Below are 20,371 nucleotides of genomic sequence, written 5' to 3' on the forward strand. Positions count from 1 at the left end.
AGATGCAACTCGATGTGCGCCATTGGCTGACCACGGCCCTGGCCCTGGCATTGGGTGGACTGATTCTCTACACCTCGGCGGTGGGGCCCTTTGCCAGCCTGGTCCAGCGCGGGCTTTTTCTCGCCCTGGTGGTGCTGCTGGGATTGACGCTCTATCCGCTGGCGGCAGGCACCCGCTGGCGTCCCCTGGGCGTGGTCATCGATCTGGCGCTGGCCGTCGAGGTCAGCGTGGCATGCGGTTACGTCGTCCTCAATCATCAGCGGATCCTGACCGAGCTGCCCTGGGCCACACCCTGGGACATGGCTATGCTCGGCGTACTGCTGATCGCCATCCTTGATCTGTCGCGTCGCGCGATCGGGGCGATCTTCCCACTGCTGGTGCTGGTCGGGTTGGCGTATGCCTTCTTCGGCTCGCTGATACCCGGCGCGCTGGGGCATCGCGGCTTCGGCCTGGCCTTCGTCACCGAAACGCTCTATCTCGGCGATCTGGGCGTCTGGGGCATGCTGGTCGGCGTGGCGGCGACGACGATCGCTGCCTTCGTGCTGTTCGGCTGTCTGCTGTTGCACACCGGCGGCGGTCAGGCTTTCATGGACCTGGCCCTGCGCATCAGCGGGCGCTCGCCGGGCGGGGCGGCCAAGGTGGCCACGGTCGCCTCGGGACTGTTCGGCATGGTCAGCGGCAGCGCGGTGGCCAACGTCGCGACCACCGGCAATTTCACCATCCCCATGATGAAGCGGCTGTCCTACCCGGCGCCCTTCGCCGCCGGGGTCGAGGCCGTGGCTTCGACGGGCGGCCAGGTGGCGCCGCCGATCCTCGGCGCGGCGGCTTTCATCATGGCCGAGATCCTCGGCGAGAGTTACGTGCGTATTGCGCTGGCCGCGCTGTTGCCGGCGATCCTGTTCTATCTGGGCGTGTTCCTGACCATCCATCTGGTGGCGAGACGCCGTCAATTGCGGGTCGTTCCGGAAGACGAACTGCCGGCCTGGCGGGATGTCCTGCGCCCCGGCCGGCTGGTGCCGGTACTCGCTGCGCTCGGCGGGCTTTTCTACGGGGTGCTCAGTGGCCGCTCGATCCAGACGGCGGCCTTCTTCGGGATCCTGATGACCGTGGTCAGTTATACCGGCTTCGCATTGGCCGGCGGCGCCGGGCTGCGCGACGTCGCGGCCAAGCTGCTCGCGGGCTTGATCGACGCGGGCAAGGGCATGGTGATCATCGGCGCGCTGCTGGCCGGGGCGCAGATACTGGTGGCGATGATCGGCTTGACCGGGATCGGCGTGACCCTGGCCGGATTGATCGTCGACCTGGGCGGTCAATCGCTGTTTCTGGTGGCGCTCATCGTCGGCGGCGTGTGCTTGATTCTCGGCATGGGGATCCCCACCACGGCGGCCTATGTGCTGGTCGCGTCGGTGCTGGCGCCGGCGCTGACCGAGATCGGCGTCGAGCCGCTGATTGCTCACCTGTTCGTCTTCTACTTCGCGACGCTGTCGGTGATCACGCCGCCGGTGTGTGTCGCGGTCTTCGTCGGCGCGGGGATCGCCCAGACCAATTGGCTGCCGGCGGCCGGCGAGGCCATGCGCCTGGCCGCGGCGATCTACGTGATCCCTTTCCTGCTGTTGATCTATCCCTCGCTGGCCGGCTTCGGAGGGTGGCTCGACATCCTGTTGGCGGCGGTTCAGGGCACGGTCTTCGTGATCGCCTTCGCCACCCTGATGGCGCGCACCGCGCTGACCGGAAGCCGGGCGCTTGACGTCCTGGCGTTGCTGGTCGTCGTTGCCCTGGCCTTGACTCCGGGTTGGGCGAGCACGCTGGCATCAGTGCTGGCGCTTGGCGTTCTCTACGCGCGCCAGCGTAGTCGCCGGCCGCTATCGGACGACACGCTGGGTGCGGTGGGTGAGCCGCCCGGGGAGCGGCGGCCATGAGCTTCCTACTGGGTAGCGGAGCCGGGTTTTCCGGCGATCGTACCGATGCGGCGACGCCCGTGGTCGCGGAGCTGATCCGGCGCGGACAGCCTGCCGCGCTGATCTTCGAGACGCTGGGAGAGCGCACGCTGGCGGCCGCCCATCGGGCGATGCGCGAGGATCCACAGGCCGGCTTCGAACCATTGCTCGAGGAGTTGCTGGAGCCGGTCCTGGCCGACTGCCAGCGCCACGGAATCGCCATTCTCGGCAACTTCGGTGCCGCCAATGTCGCTGGCGCCTGCCGTGTGGTCGGGGAGCTGGCCGCGCATCAGGGCTGCGATGGGCTGCGCATCGGCCGGGTTCATGGCGACGACGTACGCGACCGGCTCGAGTCCCTCGACCTCGAACCCTGGGAAGCCGAGACGCGCACGCTGCCGACGGGCGAGTCGCTGATTTCGGCGAATGTCTACCTGGGCGCGGCGGCACTGGTGCAGGCGCTCGAGCAGGGCGCCGATGTGGTGGTGACCGGCCGAGTCGCCGATCCGGCGCTGTTTCTGGCGCCTCTGGTTCGCCACCATGGCTGGGCATGGGACGATTGGGATCGGCTCGCCGCGGGGATGATGGCCGGTCACCTGGGGGAATGCGGGGCGCAGGTGAGCGGCGGCTACTTCGCCGACCCGGGGCTCAAGGAGGTCGCCGAACTGGCGACCCTTGGCTATCCGATCATCGAGGTCGAGGCGGATGGCCGGCTGGTCATCACCAAGCCGGCCGGTACCGGCGGCTGCATCGATGCGCGCACCGTCAAGGAACAACTGCTCTACGAAGTGCACGATCCGGCGCACTACCTGACGCCCGACGTGGTCGTCGATCTGACCCATGTCGTGATCAACGAACTGGGGCGGGACCGGGTCGAGGTCCTCGGCATCCGGGGCAAGCCGGCACCGGCCCGGCTCAAGACCACGGTGTGCTACGACGGCGGATGGCAGGGCGAAGCCGAGATTTCCTACGCGGGGCCCAACGCGCTGGCCCGGGCGCGTCTGGCGGTGTCGGTGTTGCAGGAACGGCTGCGCTTCAGGGCACCCGCCGAGCTGCGCACGCGACTGGACATCATCGGTCACACGAGTGTCTTCGACGACGATTCGGGCCATCTGCGCCGCCAGTGCCGGCCCACCGACCCGGCAGGCGACTATAGAGTGCGGCTGGCCTGCGAACATGCCGAGCGGCGCTGGGTCGAACGCGCCACCCAGGAGCTGTTGGCCTTGTACTGCGCCGGTCCCGCCGGCGGCGGCGGGGTCCGACGGCACTTTCAGCGCCGCGTGCACACCGCGTCGTTCCTGGTCAGGCGCGACGATGTCACGGCCCGCGCCTCGCTCTACGAGGATGCCACCCATGAGTGACACCGCACTCGACGCAGCGCACGACGGGGGCGGTGGCGTCACCGTCACGCTGCACCAGCTCGCCCACTCCCGCGCCGGCGACAAGGGCGATCGTCTCAATCTATCGCTTTTCGCCTACGATCCTCGTCATTATGCGACATTGCTCGAACAGATCACCGAGCCGCGGGTATTGGCGCTATTCGCTTACCGTGGCGCGAGTCGGGTGCGGCGCTATCCGATGCCGGGGTTGGCCGGCATGAACCTGGTGATCGACGACGTACTTCAGGGCGGCGTCAACGGCGCGCTCAATCTCGACGGGCATGGCAAGACGCTGTCTTTCCTGCTGCTGGGGCTGACCGTCACGTTGCCACGACCCTTGTTGCCGGAGCGGTTGCTGGTGAAATGATCCCATGCGCAGGAACGAACGCCGTCCGCAGGGGCGGCGTGCTTCGTCTGAGTTGGCCGGAGTTCAGCGAAGCGACAGGGCCGCAGTGGCGGTCTCGCCGGACGCAGTGCGGTAGGCGTCGTCTTCCTCGGCGAGCACCTGCGGCGAGAAGCGCACCAGGAAGGTGAAGAAGGATGCCAGCATCACCGCCATGCCCAGGTACAGAAGGCCCTGCTGGTAGCTCAGCGATTCGGCGCGAAACAGAAAGCCGGCGGCGACGGCTCCGGCATTGCCGCCGGCGCCGACGATGCCCGCTACCGCGCCCAGGGCGTTGCGGTTGACGAAGGGCACCACGCCGAAGGTGGCACCCTCGGCCATCTGCACGAACAGGCTGAACACCAGCATGATGCCGATGGCCACGGCGAGTACCTGCATCTGGGCGAAGAACATTAGCGCGATGGCCTCGCAGAACATGGCGATGAACAGCCAGCGCACCCGGCCCTTGAGGCCGCCGTGGCGGGCGAAGAGATCCGAGAACACGCCGCCCAGGGTGCGCGCGAACAGGTTCATCAGGCCGAACAGCCCGGCGATCAGGCCGGCGGTGGCCAGGTCGAGTTCGAAATTGTCGAAGAAGTAGATGGCGGCGATGTTATTGATGGTCAGCTCGACGCCGAAGCAGGCGGCGTAGACCACGAACAGCGCCCAGACTCGAACGTCCCGGGCGGCCGCGCCGAAGGTGCTGCGCATGCTGTATTCCTTCTCGGCACGCGGCAGTTCGCCGCGCTCACGCAACTCGTCGAAGTTGCCGTCCGGCGCATCCTGGGTCAGGCAGTAGTACGCGATGCCGGTCAGGAACAGCACGATCCCCGGAACCACCATCGCCAGGCGCCAACCCAGCGTGGCTTCCACGCCCAGCATCAGGATGCCGGCGAATATCAGCGGCATGAGGATCTGTGTGGTGCCGCCGCCCAGGTTGCCCCAGCCGGCGGTGGTGGCGTTGGCGGTACCCACCACGTTGGGACCGAACATCACCGAGGTGTGATATTGGGTGATGACGAACGAGGCGCCGATCGCGCCGATCGCCAGGCGCGCCAGGAAGAAGCTTTCGAAGCTGTCGGCGAAGCCGATCATCATCACCGGCAGCGAGCCCAGGCACAAAAGCCAGGTATAGGCCTTGCGCGGGCCGATCTTGTCGCAGAGCACGCCGATCGCCAGACGCACGATGACGGTGATCGCTACCGAGGCAATGATGGTGTTGCCGATCTGGGTCTTGGTCAGGCCAAGATCGTCGCGCACCACTGCCATCAACGGGGCGATGCCGAACCAGCCGAAGAAGCAGATATGGAAGGCGAACCACGAAAGGTGGAAAGCCCGCATTTGCGGACTCTTGAAGCTGAACAGACGAATCCTGTTGGCTTTGTTGCGAATGTCCATAAGTCGGTCGGTCCTCATCGAGTCGTGTCGAACGCGGGATGGATCTTCGTCATTGAAGGTCCGGGGCCGACGCACTCGTACTCGCGGGGTCAAGCCTGGTCCACGTCGGTCTGCCAGGAATAAAGCATCAGCCGTGCCAATCTCCAGCGATGCTTCTCTTTCAGTCATTTGCGAACCATTTGATGGCTGTCGCGCGGCTTCGCTCGATCCTCGAAGCGCTGCTTTGGCGCATCCGGCGAGGCGGTTGCGCTATGAAAAGACGTCTTGGCAGATAACGTGCAGGTGGCGGGGAAGAGGACTTCGGCGCTTTGAACGCGGGAACTGGATGGTGGTGGAAACGAAGACGCCCCGCGATGCGGGGCGTCTTCATCAACAGTATGGCCTTTCCATCAACTGTCGTCGGGGTTTCTCTTGCTCGGCGTCGAGGCGCGAGCCAGCTGAGCGTCGCCGCTGGTTTCGAGCTTGGCCAGCAGTTGCTGGGACTGTTGCTTGAAGGCCGCCAGAGCCTGCCCGGACAGACTCTGGTTCTCGGGTAACTTGACGCGCATCGCATCCACGGCACGGTTGTTGACCATCACCTCGTAATGCAGGCTCGGCCCGGTGGCGTTTCCGGTGCTGCCGGAAAGGGCAATTTTCTCGCCCATCTTGACGCGGTCCCCTTCCGAGACGTAACGCTTGGAAAGGTGCATGTAACGCGTCTTGTAGCCGTTGTCGTGACGGATGACCATGTAATAGCCGGCGCCATTGGCCTGGTAAGCAGACTTGATGACGCGCCCGGCGCCAGCCGATTCGATGGGCGTGCCGGTAGGCACGGCGAAATCCGTGCCGCGATGCGGCGTGATGCGTCCGGTGACGGGATGTTTGCGGCGCAAGTTGTACGATGAGCTGACCCGGTAGTTGCCGTCGAAAGGATAGCGATTGAACGCCGGGTCCAGGCTTCGCCCGTCGGGGGTGTAGAAGCGATCGTCCTTCGGATTGCGAACGACTGTCAGCTCGGTCCGCGCGCCTTCGTATCTAGCCGCCAGAATGCGCGAGTCCAGTGCCTTGCCCTCAATCATGTCCGCTTCGACCAGCACCTGGAAACGATCGCCGCGGCGTGTATCGCGACGAAAATCAATCTTCTTGGCCAATAGGTTGCTGAGCTCTGCCACCTCGCTGGAGGACAGCCCGGTGGCACTTGCCGAACCGGCAAAGCTGCCACTGACCGTTCCGGCAAACAGCCGCTGGGTAGCTTCGCCGGCCTTATCGATATTGGCGACCTCAAACGTGTGCTGCTCGGCATCGCGCTCGATGAGGTAGCCCGAACGGGCATCCTTCATCACGCGCAGGGCCAGCAGTTGACCTTCTTCATCGAGCTGAAAGTCGATGTTGTCGCCGGCACGCCAGTTGGTCAGCGGCTTGTCGTCCGGTAGCGCATCCAGCAGGCGCAGCACTTCGCTGTACTCCAGGCCGAAGGTACGCTCGGCCATGACTGCGAAGGTGTCGCCCTGTTGAACGGTATAGGTTTCCCACTGCGGGACGAAGTCTTCCTTGGCGACGATCTCGTTCTCGAGTTCGATTTTGCCGTCATCGAGAATCAGCGAGTCCGAAGAGAGAAATTCGTGGGAAGCGCCGCTGTCGAGTTCGCCCTCGATTGCGTCAGCGTCGAACAGTTGTCGCGCAATCTTGAGTGTCTGAATGTCGAGGGCGGCGTCATTTTCCTCGCTACCGGGCTGCGTGGCCGGAGCCGGCTGGGCGGGGGCGTTGGCCACTGCCGCAGGCGTCTGCGGCTGAAGTACCGTGAGATCGGCAGAAGCGTTGGGCTCTCGGGCTTCGGCGGTCTCGATGAAATTCAGGTCGACGATTTCCTGAGTCGTCAGGGCGACCAGGGGAATATCCCGACCGATCAGGCTGGAACTGGATGGTTGGAGATTTTTGGAAACAGCCTGATCGAGCGCCTGGGTATTGACTACCGAGGTCGGGGCGGCGATAGCAAGATTGACTGGCTTATTCATGCCGTTAGTAACATCGGTTTCGTTCAGAGCGGCCAAAATCTTGTACGTGCCCAGCACAGTAACCATGGTGGCGACGGGTAGCAGCAGCAACTTGTGCGTGCGGGGCAGCGAATGGAAAATTCGCAACATCATAAAGGGCCTAGGTGCATGTAAATGGAGGAAAAAACCCATGCACCATAACGCATGACTCATAGCATGCCTAGCCTGTGTGAATGTACAGGCTTTAAACCCTTGGCCAACGGCTACTCTTTACCAACAATTAGTTACCATGGTGCTACATGGCTCGTCCTTCAACTCTTTCCTTGCAAAGGACAGCGCGCCGCTTCGGAGGCGATGCAAACGTTGTCACGAATTGGATAGGGCATTACTGACGAGTCGGCACTCACTGGGCCAGCGTGCCGTCGCGATAGTCGCGTAATGCCTGGTCGAGTTCCTCGCGCTGATTCATCACGAAAGGGCCATAATGCGCGATCGGCTCGCCATGTGGATGGCCAGCCAATAGCAATACCTGCGCGCCTGAATGGCTGGACAATGTCAGCGTTTCGCCCGCATTCAGGCTGGCCAGTCGCTGCGCGGAAACCGTCTGGCCGGCTATCTGCAATTCGCCTTCGAAGACATACGCCAGCAGCGTCGGTGCATCCTGTTCCAAGGTTAGCGTCGCTCCCCCCTCGAGGCGAACATGGGCGATTCCGGCCTGCCCGGCCAGGGCATCCAGGGGCCCGTCGACAGCTTGAGTCGCGCTTGCCCAGTGTCCGCCCAGGGCGATCAGCTCGCTGCCTTCCTCTTCGAGGTGCGGCATCTCCTCGCGCTTGATATCACGATAGGTAGCCGGACTGAGCTTGTCACGCGCAGCCAGGTTGATCCATAGCTGGAAGGCATGGAGCCCGGCATGATCGGTCAGCGGCATTTCCGAGTGGATGATGCCGCGGCCGGTATGCATCCATTGGGCATCGCCGCTGCCAATGGAGCTACTGTGGCCTAGATGGTCTTCGTGCATCAGCCCGCCATGCACGACGTAGGTCAATGTCTGGATGCCGCGGTGCGGATGCGGCGGGAACCCGCCGATGTATTCATCGGGTTGCTCCGAACCCAGTTCGTCTAACATTAGAAAGGGGTCAAGCCCGCCGCCGAAATCGTGGACGCGGGAAATCTTGACACCATCGCCGTCCTGGCTGGGGTGGCTGGCAATAACACGGTTGATTGTGCGCTGCGGCATCGTCTTTACCTCGCGATAACGGAATGATTGTATTGTAGGACGACTTTTTCGAAGAATAAGCGCATAGTTTTGCTTGCTTCGTTCGAGGAAAACGAAATGTCACGAGTGACCCTGGCTCAATGGCAGATGCTTGCAGCGGTCGTCGATCACGGCGGCTTTGCCCGTGCGGCGGAGGCGATTCACAAGAGCCCCTCGACGCTCAATCACGCCGTGCACAAGCTCGAAGCGCAGCTTGGGGTGTCGATTCTCGAGCCGATCGGACGCCAGGTGCGGCTCACCGATGCGGGCGAGATGCTGTTGCGCCGGGCGCGCCAGTTGATCGAGAACGCCGCGGCACTGGAAGAGGTCGCCGAGAGCATGGCGGCGGGGTTGGAAGCGGAAGTGTCGCTGGCGATCGATCAGATATTCCCGCCCGATGCGCTGGCCGAAGCGCTTCAGCAGTTTTCCCGCAACTATCCGCACGTACGCGTCCAGTTGCACGAAACGGTGCTCAACGGCGGGGTCGAAATGCTCTACGACAAGCGTGCCGATCTGGTGATCTCGGGGCTCGCCGCTCAGGGCTTCCTCGGTGAGCCCCTGGTAACCCTGCGCTTTATCGCCGTTGCCCACCCCGCTCATCCGTTACATGCGCTGGCGCGTACCCTCGACCTGCGCGATCTGATTCAGCATCGCCAACTGGTGGTGCGCGATTCGGCCTTGCGCCAGTCGATGGATGCCGGCTGGTTGAAGGCCGAGCAGCGCTGGACGGTCAGCCATCTGGCGACTTCGCTGGACATGCTCGAGCGTGGGCTGGGGTTTGCCTGGCTGCCCGAAACGCGCATACGGGAAGCGCTGACCGCTCGACGCCTGAAGCCGTTGCCATTGGCGGCAGGCGGTACCCGCGAGGTGCCCATGCAATTGATCTTCCAGGATCGCGACCGGGCCGGGCCGGCGACCCACGCCATGGCCCAGGCGCTTCATGCGGCCGTCAACACCTGCTGTCCCATCGATGACGATTCGTTTTATTCGAAAGAAAATGCGGAAAAATTGCAGAGTAGCGTCGAATGAATCGGTCTAAGCTGGCGTGAATCGCTTACTGCATTCAAGGAGACGACGATGGGCTTGTTGATCGAAGGCCAATGGCACGACCAGTGGTATGACACCGAGAAGCACGGCGGCGAGTTCGTGCGTGAATCGGCCCAACTGCGCAAATGGCTGACCGGCGACGGCGCACCGGGACCGCAAGGGCAGGATGCGCTGCCGGCCGAAGCGGATCGCTACCATCTGTATGTCTCGCTGGCCTGTCCCTGGGCGCACCGCACCCTGATCATGCGCAAGCTGAAGGGCCTGGAGCGGCTGATCGGCGTGTCGCATACCAGTCCGCTGATGCTCGACCAGGGCTGGAGTTATCATGTCGGCGAGGGCTCGAGCGGCGATCCGCTCAATGGCGTGGACTACCACCATCAGCTCTACACCATGACGCAACACGACTATACCGGTCGGGTCACGGTGCCGGCGCTGTGGGACAAGCTTGGCAAACGTCTCGTCAATAACGAATCCGCCGATCTGGTGCGTATCTTCAACGACGCCTTCGACGCTATCACCGGCAACCGGCTGGACTTCTATCCGACCGAGCTGCGCGAGACCATCGAAGCGGTCAATGCCGACGTCTACGATCACATCAATAACGGCGTCTACAAGGCCGGGTTCGCCACCGAGCAGAATGTCTACGAGAAGCACGTCACGGCGCTGTTCGAGGCGCTCGATCGCATGGAAGCGCGGCTTGACGAGCAGCGTTACCTGGCCGGTGAATGGCTGACCGAAGCGGATATTCGGCTATTTACCACGCTGGTGCGTTTCGATCCCGTCTATCACGGGCATTTCAAGTGCAATCTGCGGCGCATTACCGACTATCCCAATCTCGCGAACTACCTGCGCGAACTGTACCAGTGGCCGGGTATCAAGGAGACCGTCGACTTCGATCATATCAAGCGCCACTACTATGGCAGCCATGCCACCATCAATCCCACCGGCATCGTGCCCAAGGGTCCGATCCTCGACCTCGAGCGGCCGCACGACCGCGAGCGCCTAACGGGGCAGGGGATCCGCGAGAAAGCATAATCCAGGCTCGGATGTAAGCGGTGAAGACTAGATATAAGTTTGTTGGGGAACGTGTTCCCGACAGCCTGTTGCCGGCTTCAATCGCGAATGAATTCGCTCCCAGTGCGCCCGTGAAGGCGTGCACACAACTCGGTGGAAGTCCGAGTCGGGGTAAGCCATGGCCCCGTAGTCGAAGGTAACTGCGTCGCCGCGAGGCGGGGTGGAGAGCAACCGGAGGCGAACTGGCGGTCCGTAGGATGACGAACTCGATTCGGCCGGGTCAGGTGGCGAGCTTGCTGGGAGACAGCGAAGCCTGAAACGCACCCGTCGCGCTGGGGTGGCGGCTAAAGCGACGGCGGGACCTGCCAGGTGGTTGGAGGCGGAACGTCAGGAAGGGTGCACGAGATAAGCGGGGAGTCCTGGTCACCGAGGTGACGGCGGCCAGGGGTCAGAGCCTTCATAGTACCGGCGTGCGGATCACGCCTTGGCCACGGCTCATCCCGGCGAAAGCAGGGATCTAGAGATGCGGGAGTGCTAACTCTGCCTACCGCCAAGACGCCGTACAGGAGGCGCAGAGAACAGAACCTGTGCCGAGGGAAGGGAGGCAGGAAGATGGATGCGAGAGACGACCAGAGATGAGCGAACGCAACAGCACAGCATCGATAGTGTCCCCCCGTGGGACTAAGCAAGGTGCGTCATCACCCGCCGCTATGGCGGGGGGTGACCGCTCAATCTGGACGGACCGCATGTTGGCGGCGCTGGATAACGGCGTCAAAGGACGTAAATGGTTCAGCCTGATCGACAAGGTACACCGCTCGTCGACCCTAGCGAGTGCCTGGCTACAGGTCTACCGCAACCAGGGTGCAGCGGGGGTCGATCGGCAAAGCGTGTCACGCTTCGCCGCGCAGTCCGGACGCCACCTTGAGGAGCTCCAGGCCGACCTGGCGGCGGGGCGGTACCGCCCACAGGCGGTGCGGCGGATCGAGATCCCCAAGGGCGGCGGCAAGACACGCCCGTTGGGTATCCCTACCGTCAAGGACCGCATCGTTCAGGCGGCGCTCAAGCGTGTCATCGAACCGATTCTCGAGCACGAGTTCCTGCCGATGAGCTATGGCTTCCGACCAGGAAGAGGCTGCAAGGACGCCTTGCGGGCCGTCGATGATGGCCTCAAGGCCGGCATGACCTGGGGGGTCGACGCCGACCTGCAGGGTTACTTCGACAGCATCCCGCATGACCGCCTCATGAGCCGTGTTGAGGAACGGCTCAGCGATGGTCGGTTGTTGTCACTGCTGCGTGCCTGGCTGACGCAGGACATCGTTAGCGAGATGAACTGCTGGAGCCCCACCGCGGGAGCGCCGCAAGGAGCGATCATCAGCCCCTTGCTGGCGAATCTCTACCTGCACCCGCTGGACCAGGAGATGACCCAGCGCGGCTATCGCATGGTGCGGTATGCCGACGACTTTGTCATCCTCTGTTACAGCGAGCAGGAGGCCCGGCAGGCCCTGGCCCACGTGCAGGACTGGGTGATGACGAATGGCCTGACCCTGCACCCCGACAAGCCCCATATCGGTGACTGTCGACAACGCGGCGAGGGCTTCGACTTCCTGGGCTACCGCTTCGAGGCGGGAAAGCGCTGGGTACGTAGGAAGAGTCTCAGAGCCTTCAAGGACAAGGTGAGAAGCAAGACGCGGCGGACGGAAGGTAAGAGTCTGCGGCAGATCATCGCCTCACTCAATCCTCTGCTAAGAGGCTGGTTCGGCTACCTCCGACACGCCTATCGGACAACGTTCCGGCCGTTGGATGGCTTCATCCGCCGACGGCTTCGCGCCATCCTGCGCAAGCAGGAGAAACGCCCTGGGCGTGGCAACACCGGAACAGACACGCGACGTTGGCCCAATAGGTTCTTCGCCGCTGCCGGGCTTTTCACCCTAGCCGAAGCCTGGCAGCAAGCGAGCCAATCACGATGTTGAAACTATCGACTGGAGAGCCGTGTGCGGGAGAACCGCACGCACGGTTCGGAGGGCGGGGAGGCGAAGCCTTCCCGACCCCTATCAAGGACAAACTAACTGGCAGGGGGCTGTGGGAGGGAGCTTGTTCGCGATAGGGGCAGCCGAAACCGATCGGGAACAAGTTCCCTCCCCCAAAACCCTAGGTCTCGGCTTGGGTGGGCCATCATCGAAATGGGGTCCCCTGCCACGGCTGGCGGTTCAGTCGGTTGAGAGAGCGATGGGTTGCTTGCGGCGTTGCCGGTCGAGCGCCCAGCGCACATGTTCGCGCACCAGATCGGAGGGGTAGGCGAGCCGCGCCTGAAGGGCGGCTTCGACGGCCCGGCTCCAGGGGGCGTTGCCCAACCCCACGGCGAGATTGCGCAGCCAGCGTTCGTAGCCGATGCGGCGGATCGCGCTGCCCTGGGTCTTGGCGAGGAACTCCCCTTCGCTCCAGGCGAACAGGGCCAGCAGCTCGGCGCGGTCGAGATCGTGGCGCGGGGCGAAGTCCTCTTCGGCGCTGGCCCGGGTGAAGCGCGTGTACGGACAGACCAGCTGGCAGTCGTCGCAGCCGTAGACCCGGTTGCCCATCGCCTCGCGATACTCCTCGGGTATGCTGCCGTGCAGCTCGATGGTCAGGTAGGAGATGCAGCGCCGCGCATCGATCACCTTGTCGTCGACGATCGCCCCGGTGGGACAGGCGGTCTGGCAAGCCGCGCAGGAACCGCAGTGCTCGCTCTCGAACGGCGCGTCCACCGGCAGCGGCAGGTCGGTGTAGAGTTCGCCGAGGAAGAACAGCGAGCCGGCCTGGGGGTTGAGCAGCATCGAGTTCTTGCCGAACCAGCCGAGCCCGGCCTTCTGGGCCAGGGCGCGCTCCATGACCGGCGCGGAGTCGACGAAGGTGCGATAACCGTAGGCGCCGCCCGCGTCCTCGATGCGTTTGGCGAGGCTCGCCAGGCGCTTGCGAATCAGCTTGTGATAATCGCGGCCCAGCGCATAGCGCGACACATAGGCGCGCCGCGGTTGGCCGAGTACCTTGGTGGTCTCGACCTCCGGCGGCAGGTAATCCATGCGCACGCTGATCACCCGCAGGGTGCCGGGGATCAGCTCCGCGGGTCGGGTGCGCCGAGTGCCATGCCTGGCCATGTAGTCCATCTCGCCGTGGTGGCCGGCTGCCAGCCAGCGCTGGAGATAGCGCTCGTGGTTGCCCAGCTCGGTGTCGGTGATGCCGACCTGCTGGAAGCCCAGTTCGCGGCCCCATTGCTTGATGCGCTCGGCCAGCTCGGGGTAGTCGGGTTGTGCGCGTTCGCCAGAAATCATCGATTCACGTCGGTCGAGGGGCAATGCGAGCTACTGCGAAGAACCATCATGCAAGGTAGGCTGTCGTTTCAACAACGCCCAGCCAATGTCGGGCCAATACTGAGAAGAGAAGGACGTAGCCTACACTATTCACCCGTTCATGGTCATAGCGGAGGGCGCGCATGTCGAGCCATTCCAGTCATTCCAGCCATCCCCGTAAGCCGGGTGACGCGACACCGCATCCGCTTTACCTGGCCGCCCAGGTCCGTGAAATCGATAGCCGCGAAATCGCCGCCGCCCAGCCCGGTGACAAGGAGCGCGGCGACGCGCCGGGCTTCGCGTTGATGCAGCGCGCGGCGATGGCCGCCTATCGGCAGCTGCGCGAATGCTGGCCCGAGGCGCGCCGACTCAGCGTGCTGTGCGGCTCGGGCAACAACGCCGGCGACGGCTACGTGCTTGCCGCACTGGCCGTCAACGACGGACTCGAGGTGCAGCTCCTCGCGCTGCGCGACCCCGCCGCGCTCACGGGCGAGGCGGCACGCGGCGTCGAGATGGCGCGTGGGGCCGGGCTCGTCGTGCAACCATGGGCGGAGGATGCCGCGCTCACCGGCGAGGTGGTCGTCGATGCCTTGTTGGGAACTGGCCTGGGCGGCGAGGTCCGCGAACCCTACGCCATGGCGATCGGCACGATCAATGCAAGCGAGCGGCCGGTACTGGCGCTGGACATCCCCTCGGGGCTGGCCGCCGACAGCGGCGCGGTGCTGGGCGTGGCGGTGCGCGCCACGCTGACCGTGACGTTCATCGCCGACAAGTTCGGCCTGCACACCGGCCAGGCCGCGGATTATGTCGGCGCGCTGGCGTTCTGCCCGCTCGGCGTCGACAGTGGCGAACATGCGGATATCGCGCCGGTCGCCGAGCTGCTCGATGCGAGCCTGATCGCCACGGCATTGCCGCCGCGCGCCCGGGCCAGTCACAAGGGCGATTTCGGTCACGTGCTGGTGATCGGCGGGGCGCCGGGGCTGGGCGGCGCGGCACTGCTCGCCAGTCAGGCGGCGGCGCGGCTGGGGGCCGGCAAGGTCAGCCTGGCCACCGCGCCCGAGCACGTCGGCGCGAGCCTGATTCGCACCCCCGAGGTCATGGCCCGCGGGGTGCGCGGGGTGAGTGACGCCACACCGATGCTCGAGGCGGCGGAGGTGATCGTGATCGGTCCCGGGCTGGGGCGCGATGCCTGGGGGCAAGGCTTGATGCAGGCGGCGCTGGACAGCGGCAAGCCGTTGGTGATCGACGCCGACGGTCTCAACCTGCTGGTCGAGCGCTGGCCCGAGTTGCATCGCGACGACTGGCTGCTGACGCCGCACCCCGGCGAGGCGGCGCACCTTTTAGGCATCAGCGGCAGCGAAGTCCAGGCCGACCGGTTGGCGGCAAGTCGCGCGCTTAAGGCGCGGCGCGGCGGCACGCATGTACTCAAGGGTGCGGGGAGCCTGATCGCCGGCCCGCAGGGCATCGGGGTGTGCCCTTACGGCAATCCGGGCATGGCCAGCGGCGGCATGGGCGACGTGCTTTCCGGCATTCTCGGCGCGCTCGTCGCCCAGGGCCTGACACTCGAGTCCGCGGCGCGGGTGGGTACGCTGCTGCACGCCTGCGCCGCCGATCAGGCGGCGAGCGTGTACGGCGAGCGTGGCCTGCTGGCGGGCGATCTGGCATGCTATGCGCGAATTTTGGCGAATGGCCGACCGACGACGCGACGATGATGATTTGCTTATCCGACGAAGCCGCCCAGGTGGCGTTCGGCGATGCCCTGGGCCGGGCGCTGGCCGGACGCGGCGTCGTGCATCTGACCGGCGAGCTGGGCGCCGGCAAGACCACCCTGGCGCGCGGCATTCTGCGGGCCTACGGCCACCGCGGCGCGGTCAAGAGCCCGACCTACACGCTGGTCGAGCCGTATCGACTGGCCGGCCTGCAGATCAACCATTTCGACCTTTACCGGCTGGGCGATCCCGAAGAGCTGGAGTTCATCGGCGCCCGCGATCTGTTCGGCAGCGATTCGCTCAATCTGATCGAGTGGCCGAGCCGCGGCGCCGGCTGGCTACCCATGCCCGACCTGGTGATTTCCCTGAGCGTTTCGGGGCCGGGTCGTCAGGCCCATCTCAAGGCGGAGACCGCCTATGGCGAGGCCGTCATCGAGCGATTGTCGGTCCCGTCCGTCGATTAAGGATACACGCTAGACCATGACTTTCTGGATTTGGCAGAGCCTCCGGGCTCGTTGCACGGGCCTTCGTCGCGGGCTGGTCGCCGTGCTGTGCGGCGTCGCGATGACCGTCGCCGCGACACCGACACGGGCCAACGAAGTCGACAACGTGCGGTTGTGGGCGGCACCCGATCGTGTGCGGCTGGTCTTCGACATGGCCAGCGCGCCACAGGCCAACATCTTTTCCCTCGACGACCCGCGACGCCTGGTGATCGATCTCGCCGACAGCCAGCTCGAGGCCGACGTTGCCTCGATCGATCTCGAGGGCAGCGCGATCAGCCGGATTCGCAGCGGTACTCGTAACGGTGACGATCTGCGTGTGGTGCTCGATCTCAAGCGCCAGGTAGTGCCGCGACATTTCACCCTGGCGCCCAACGACCAGTACGGAAACCGGCTGGTGGTCGATCTGAAGTACCCCGGCGAGAGCGCCGTGGAGGATCCCATCGACCCCATCGAGGCGAAGATCCGCGAGCAGGAGATCGCCGCCCAGCGCGCTCAGGCCGAGGCGCGTGTCAACGGTCAGCCCGCGGCGACTGTCGAAGCGGTGACGGCCGCCAAGTCGCATCCCAAGCGCGATATCATCATTGCCGTGGATGCCGGCCACGGGGGCGAGGACCCGGGTGCCAGCGGCCCACGCGGCACCCAGGAGAAGGCGGTAGTGCTGGCGATCGCCCGCAAGCTCAAGTCGCAGATCGATGCCACGCCCGGTTACAAGGCGGTGCTGACCCGCGATGGCGACTACTATGTGGGGCTGCGTCAGCGCACCCTGCTGGCACGCGACCAGAAGGCCGACTTCTTCGTCTCGATCCACGCCGATGCCTTCAAGAGTCCACGGCCGACCGGCAGCTCGGTATACGCACTGTCGCAGAGCGGCGCGACCTCGGAGACCGCCAAGTGGCTGGCGGCCTCCGAGAACCGTTCGGACCTGATCGGCGGCGTCGACGGCAGCCTGAACCTGGCCAACAAGGACGAGACGCTGCGCGGTGTGCTGCTCGACCTGACCATGACCGCCACACTCAACGATTCGTTGGCGGCGGGCGGCCAGGTGCTCGACCAGCTCGACAAGATCAACAGCCTGCACAAGTCGCGGGTCGAACAGGCCGGTTTCGTGGTGCTCAAGTCGCCGGACATACCGTCGCTGCTGATCGAGACGGGGTTCATCTCGAATCCCGGGGAGGAGCGCCGCTTGCGCGACCCAAGCTATCAGGGCCAGCTTGCCCGGGCGATCTTCAAGGGGATCGACGCGCACTTTCAACAGAGTCCGCCACCCAGCAGCCTGATCGCCTGGCAGCGCGACCAGGGGCGGGGTGGGCAGGCCAATCAGTACCGCATTCAGCCGGGCGACACCCTGTCGGAGATTGCCTCCCGGAATCAGGTGTCGCTGAGCACACTGCGCGAGGTCAATGAGCTCGAGAGCGACTCGATTCGCGTCGGCCAGGTCTTGCGCATTCCGCGCGGTTAATCTTCGGTAGTCGCCATGAACCAGACACGACGCATCCAGATTCTCGACCCGCGACTGGCCAACCAGATCGCCGCCGGCGAAGTGGTCGAGCGCCCCTCGTCGGTGCTCAAGGAACTGGTCGAGAACGCCATCGACGCCGGCAGCCGGCGCATCGAGATCGACCTGGAGAACGGCGGCACGCGATTGATCAAGGTGCGCGACGACGGCCACGGAATCGACGAGGCCGATCTGCCGCTGGCGCTGTCGCGCCATGCCACCAGCAAGATCGTCTCGCTGGAGGAGCTCGAAGGCGTGACCAGCCTGGGTTTTCGTGGCGAGGCGCTGGCCTCGATCAGCTCGGTGTCGCGGCTCGAACTGGCCTCCAATACCGCCGACGACCCGGCGGGTGGCTGGCGGGTGGTCGCCGAGGGCCGGCAGATGGAGCCGCGGGTCGCGCCGGTTCCCCATCCGCGCGGTACCTCGGTGACGGTGCGCGATCTGTTCTTCAATACCCCGGCGCGGCGCAAGTTCCTGCGCACCGAAAAGACCGAATTCGCTCATGCCGAAGAAGCCTTCCGGCGTCTGGCCCTGTCGCGCTACAACATCGGTTGGGTGCTGCGCCACAACCAGAAGACCGTGCACCAGTTGCGTCCGGCAGACGACAACGCGGCCAGCGAACGGCGTATCGCCGCGTTGCTGGGCGCCAAGTTCCTCGACAACGCGCTGCATATCGATCTCGAGGTCACCGGCATGCGTCTGTGGGGCTGGGTGGGCTTGCCGACTCACGCCCGCGCCCAGGCCGACCAGCAGTATTTCTTCGTCAACGGCCGGGTGGTGCGCGATCGGCTGATCGCCCATGCCGTTCGCCAGGCCTATCGCGACGTGCTGTTCCACGGTCGTCATCCGGTGTTCGTGCTGTACCTGGATGTCGACCCGCTGGTGGTCGACGTCAATGTGCATCCCACCAAGCACGAGGTGCGCTTTCGCGACGGCCGGCTGGTGCATGATTTCCTGTTTTCCAGCCTGCATCGGGCGCTCGGCGAGGTCCGCCCCCGGGATGGCTCGGCGGCGCCGGCGGGCGGGCCCTCGACACAGCCGCGCGACAGCCAGCCCGCCGGGGCGAACGACACCGTCGCCGAACCGCGTTGGCAACAGCAGCCCATGGCGCTGCGCTCGGCTTCCGGCGGCGAACACGCAGGACGCCCCGGCGCTTCGCGGGTGCGCGAATTCATGGCCGGTTATCAGGCGCTGCATCCCGAACACGAGGCCAGTCTGCTGACGCCCCAGCTCGAGACCGCCCCGGGCGGAACGGCGGCGGAAACCGCCTTCGCCGAGCGCCGCCGCCGCTCGCCCGAGCGGGTCGCATTGGCCGACGACGACCCGACCCAGGCACCGCCGCTGGGCTATGCGGTGGCCCAGTTGCACGGCGTGTACATTCTTTCCCAGACGGCGCGGGGGTTGGTGCTGGTCGACATGCATGCCGCCCACGAGCGAATCGTCTACGAACGCATGAAGACCCAGGTGCATGGCGGGGCGCTCGACGCCCAGCCGCTGCTGGTGCCGGTGTCGCTGGCGGTCAGCGCCAACGCCGTGGAGGCCGCCGAGGCCTGCCGCGAGGCGTTTGCCCGGCTCGGCGTCGAGCTCGACGTCGCGGGGCCGGAAACCTTGCTGGTGCGCCAGGTGCCGACGCTGCTGGCCGAGGCCGACGTCGAGCCGCTGATCCGCGACATGCTCGGCGATCTCGAGCGCTACGGGCGCTCGGACAGGCTCGAGGCGCACATCAACGAGCTGCTGGCGACCATGTCCTGTCATGGCAGCGTGCGCGCCAATCGTCGCTTGACGGTGCCCGAGATGAATGCGCTGCTGCGCGACATGGAACGTACCGAACGCAGCGGTCAGTGCAACCACGGTCGGCCGACCTGGACCGAGATGTCGATGGCCGAGCTCGACAAGCTGTTTCTGCGCGGCCAATGAACGGCGCGAGCGATAAGCGGCCGCTGGCGATCCTGCTGATGGGGCCCACGGCGTCCGGCAAGACCGAGTTGGCGATGGCGCTGCACGAGCGCCTGGGCGCGGAGCTGATCAGCGTCGATTCGGCGATGGTCTATCGCGGCATGGACATTGGCACCGCCAAGCCTTCCGCCGCCGAGCTGGCCCGCGCGCCGCACCGCCTGATCGATATCCGCGACCCCGGCGAACCCTATTCGGCCGCCGAGTTTCGCGACGACGCGCACCGCGAGATGAGTAATATCAGTGCCGCCGGCAAGCTCCCGCTGCTGGTCGGCGGCACCATGCTCTATTATCGTAGCCTGCTGGGCGGCGTCGCCCGACTGCCTGCCGCGGATCCGGCGCTGCGCGCCGAGCTCGAGGCCTGGGCGGCCGAGCGCGGCCTGGGCGTCCTGCACGAGGAGCTGGCGCGGGTCGATCCCGAGTCGGCGGCGCGCATTCACCCCAACGATCCGCAGCGGTTGATGCGCGCCCTGGAGGTACAGTGTCTGAGCGGCCGATCGATGAGTGCGCTGTGGCGTGAACAGCCAGCCGAAACCTTTCCCTGGCGGACGTTGTCCATAGGGCTCGCGCCTGCCGATCGGGCGGTGCTGCATGAACGTATCGCCCGGCGCTTCGACACCATGCTCGAGCAGGGCTTTCTCGACGAGGTAGTCGCGCTGCGCGAGCGGGATCTGAGCCCCGACCTGCCGGCACTGAAAAGCGTCGGCTATCGACAGGCGTGGGCGTATCTCGACGGTCAGTACGATCGAGCTACGCTACGCGACAAGGGAGTGATCGCGACTCGCCAGCTGGCCAAGCGCCAACTGACCTGGCTACGCGCCTGGCCGGCGTTGAGATGGATTGACTCGTGTGCGCCTTCGCCGCTCGGCGAGGCCTTGAAAATCGTGCGCCAATGCAGCACTTAGCGTAAGATGAGGCTTTCGTCGTGGTGTCGTTAGCCGGCGGCGTGGCCCAGGCCTCATAAAGCCCCGTGGGGCGAACATTAAAATGACATCAACTAGAGACA

At 65.2% G+C, this 20,371-nt stretch carries 15 protein-coding genes; 11 read left to right on the forward strand and 4 right to left on the reverse strand.

Going from position 1 to position 20,371, the window contains the following annotated elements:
- Window positions 1-2: 2 nt before the first annotated feature.
- From HALZIN_RS0102980 to HALZIN_RS0102990, 3 genes are read left to right on the forward strand one after another with little or no spacing between them, the layout of a single operon-like run.
- Window positions 3-1,919: a TRAP transporter permease gene (locus tag HALZIN_RS0102980; protein WP_051907344.1), complete on the forward strand. Its 1,917-nt coding sequence runs from the start codon at window positions 3-5 to the stop codon at window positions 1,917-1,919.
- On the forward strand, window positions 1,916-3,295 hold the full coding sequence (locus tag HALZIN_RS0102985; RefSeq protein WP_031382765.1) for an acyclic terpene utilization AtuA family protein: 1,380 nt from the start codon (window positions 1,916-1,918) through the stop codon (window positions 3,293-3,295). Before HALZIN_RS0102980 ends, HALZIN_RS0102985 begins: the two co-directional genes overlap by 4 nt.
- Entirely contained in the window at window positions 3,288-3,680 is a 393-nt protein-coding gene (locus HALZIN_RS0102990) for an AtuA-related protein (RefSeq protein WP_051907345.1), read from the forward strand. Before HALZIN_RS0102985 ends, HALZIN_RS0102990 begins: the two co-directional genes overlap by 8 nt.
- A 63-nt stretch (window positions 3,681-3,743) precedes the next feature.
- Here HALZIN_RS0102990 and HALZIN_RS0102995 read toward each other — a convergent pair whose 3' ends face one another.
- From HALZIN_RS0102995 to HALZIN_RS0103005, 3 genes are all read right to left on the reverse strand, one after another.
- Entirely contained in the window at window positions 3,744-5,093 is a 1,350-nt protein-coding gene (locus HALZIN_RS0102995) for an MFS transporter (protein ID WP_031382767.1), read from the reverse strand.
- A 389-nt stretch (window positions 5,094-5,482) separates the two neighbouring features.
- Window positions 5,483-7,258 carry a peptidoglycan DD-metalloendopeptidase family protein gene (locus HALZIN_RS0103000; protein WP_236254951.1) on the reverse strand — a complete coding sequence of 592 codons (1,776 nt, stop codon included), beginning with the start codon at window positions 7,256-7,258 and terminating at the stop codon, window positions 5,483-5,485.
- Window positions 7,259-7,469: 211 nt separating this feature from the next.
- Window positions 7,470-8,303, reverse strand: a complete 834-nt coding sequence (locus HALZIN_RS0103005) for a pirin family protein (RefSeq protein ID WP_031382769.1) — start codon at window positions 8,301-8,303, stop codon at window positions 7,470-7,472.
- A 96-nt stretch (window positions 8,304-8,399) separates the two neighbouring features.
- On the opposite strand from HALZIN_RS0103005, the gene HALZIN_RS0103010 reads away from it, so the two are divergent.
- The 3 genes from HALZIN_RS0103010 to ltrA all read left to right on the forward strand — a co-directional run bounded on the left by HALZIN_RS0103010 (window position 8,400) and on the right by ltrA (window position 12,352).
- Window positions 8,400-9,350 carry a LysR family transcriptional regulator gene (locus tag HALZIN_RS0103010; RefSeq protein ID WP_031382770.1) on the forward strand — a complete coding sequence of 317 codons (951 nt, stop codon included), beginning with the start codon at window positions 8,400-8,402 and terminating at the stop codon, window positions 9,348-9,350.
- Window positions 9,351-9,398: 48 nt separating this feature from the next.
- Window positions 9,399-10,403 (forward strand): glutathione S-transferase family protein, encoded by a 1,005-nt coding sequence (locus tag HALZIN_RS0103015; RefSeq protein ID WP_031382771.1) that lies wholly within the window; start codon window positions 9,399-9,401, stop codon window positions 10,401-10,403.
- Window positions 10,404-11,128: 725 nt separating this feature from the next.
- Window positions 11,129-12,352, forward strand: coding sequence for a group II intron reverse transcriptase/maturase (ltrA, locus tag HALZIN_RS0103020; RefSeq protein ID WP_035575120.1), 1,224 nt, complete (start codon window positions 11,129-11,131; stop codon window positions 12,350-12,352).
- 237 nt (window positions 12,353-12,589) lie between these two features.
- Here the strand turns inward: ltrA and queG are convergent, their stop codons facing one another.
- Window positions 12,590-13,687, reverse strand: a complete 1,098-nt coding sequence (gene queG / locus HALZIN_RS0103025; protein ID WP_031382773.1) for a tRNA epoxyqueuosine(34) reductase QueG — start codon at window positions 13,685-13,687, stop codon at window positions 12,590-12,592.
- Between the two features lie 161 nt (window positions 13,688-13,848).
- On the opposite strand from queG, the gene HALZIN_RS0103030 reads away from it, so the two are divergent.
- From HALZIN_RS0103030 to miaA, 5 genes are read left to right on the forward strand one after another with little or no spacing between them, the layout of a single operon-like run.
- Entirely contained in the window at window positions 13,849-15,417 is a 1,569-nt protein-coding gene (locus tag HALZIN_RS0103030) for a bifunctional ADP-dependent NAD(P)H-hydrate dehydratase/NAD(P)H-hydrate epimerase (RefSeq protein WP_051907347.1), read from the forward strand.
- Window positions 15,414-15,878, forward strand: a complete 465-nt coding sequence (gene tsaE / locus HALZIN_RS0103035) for a tRNA (adenosine(37)-N6)-threonylcarbamoyltransferase complex ATPase subunit type 1 TsaE (RefSeq protein WP_031382775.1) — start codon at window positions 15,414-15,416, stop codon at window positions 15,876-15,878. The genes HALZIN_RS0103030 and tsaE overlap by 4 nt, the downstream gene beginning before the upstream one ends.
- 16 nt (window positions 15,879-15,894) lie before the next feature.
- On the forward strand, window positions 15,895-17,376 hold the full coding sequence (locus HALZIN_RS0103040) for an N-acetylmuramoyl-L-alanine amidase (protein WP_201448168.1): 1,482 nt from the start codon (window positions 15,895-15,897) through the stop codon (window positions 17,374-17,376).
- A 15-nt stretch (window positions 17,377-17,391) separates the two neighbouring features.
- On the forward strand, window positions 17,392-19,329 hold the full coding sequence (mutL, locus tag HALZIN_RS0103045) for a DNA mismatch repair endonuclease MutL (protein ID WP_031382777.1): 1,938 nt from the start codon (window positions 17,392-17,394) through the stop codon (window positions 19,327-19,329).
- Window positions 19,326-20,270 (forward strand): tRNA (adenosine(37)-N6)-dimethylallyltransferase MiaA, encoded by a 945-nt coding sequence (gene miaA, locus HALZIN_RS0103050; RefSeq protein WP_031382778.1) that lies wholly within the window; start codon window positions 19,326-19,328, stop codon window positions 20,268-20,270. The genes mutL and miaA overlap by 4 nt, the downstream gene beginning before the upstream one ends.
- The last annotated feature ends 101 nt before the right edge of the window (window positions 20,271-20,371 follow it).

It is taken from the genome of Halomonas zincidurans B6 (assembly GCF_000731955.1).
GTDB classification, from domain to species: domain Bacteria; phylum Pseudomonadota; class Gammaproteobacteria; order Pseudomonadales; family Halomonadaceae; genus Modicisalibacter; species Modicisalibacter zincidurans.

Bases quoted from the DNA above. Each gene is read 5' to 3' on its own strand.
- HALZIN_RS0102980 (WP_051907344.1), top strand. From the start codon at position 3: ATGCAACTCGATGTGCGCCATTGGCTGACCACGGCCCTGGCCCTGGCA.
- HALZIN_RS0102985 (WP_031382765.1), top strand. From the start codon at position 1,916: ATGAGCTTCCTACTGGGTAGCGGAGCCGGGTTTTCCGGCGATCGTACC.
- HALZIN_RS0102990 (WP_051907345.1), top strand. From the start codon at position 3,288: ATGAGTGACACCGCACTCGACGCAGCGCACGACGGGGGCGGTGGCGTC.
- HALZIN_RS0102995 (WP_031382767.1), bottom strand. From the start codon at position 5,093: ATGGACATTCGCAACAAAGCCAACAGGATTCGTCTGTTCAGCTTCAAG.
- HALZIN_RS0103000 (WP_236254951.1), bottom strand. From the start codon at position 7,258: ATGGGTTTTTTCCTCCATTTACATGCACCTAGGCCCTTTATGATGTTG.
- HALZIN_RS0103005 (WP_031382769.1), bottom strand. From the start codon at position 8,303: ATGCCGCAGCGCACAATCAACCGTGTTATTGCCAGCCACCCCAGCCAG.
- HALZIN_RS0103010 (WP_031382770.1), top strand. From the start codon at position 8,400: ATGTCACGAGTGACCCTGGCTCAATGGCAGATGCTTGCAGCGGTCGTC.
- HALZIN_RS0103015 (WP_031382771.1), top strand. From the start codon at position 9,399: ATGGGCTTGTTGATCGAAGGCCAATGGCACGACCAGTGGTATGACACC.
- ltrA (WP_035575120.1), top strand. From the start codon at position 11,129: ATGTTGGCGGCGCTGGATAACGGCGTCAAAGGACGTAAATGGTTCAGC.
- queG (WP_031382773.1), bottom strand. From the start codon at position 13,687: ATGATTTCTGGCGAACGCGCACAACCCGACTACCCCGAGCTGGCCGAG.
- HALZIN_RS0103030 (WP_051907347.1), top strand. From the start codon at position 13,849: ATGTCGAGCCATTCCAGTCATTCCAGCCATCCCCGTAAGCCGGGTGAC.
- tsaE (WP_031382775.1), top strand. From the start codon at position 15,414: ATGATGATTTGCTTATCCGACGAAGCCGCCCAGGTGGCGTTCGGCGAT.
- HALZIN_RS0103040 (WP_201448168.1), top strand. From the start codon at position 15,895: ATGACTTTCTGGATTTGGCAGAGCCTCCGGGCTCGTTGCACGGGCCTT.
- mutL (WP_031382777.1), top strand. From the start codon at position 17,392: ATGAACCAGACACGACGCATCCAGATTCTCGACCCGCGACTGGCCAAC.
- miaA (WP_031382778.1), top strand. From the start codon at position 19,326: ATGAACGGCGCGAGCGATAAGCGGCCGCTGGCGATCCTGCTGATGGGG.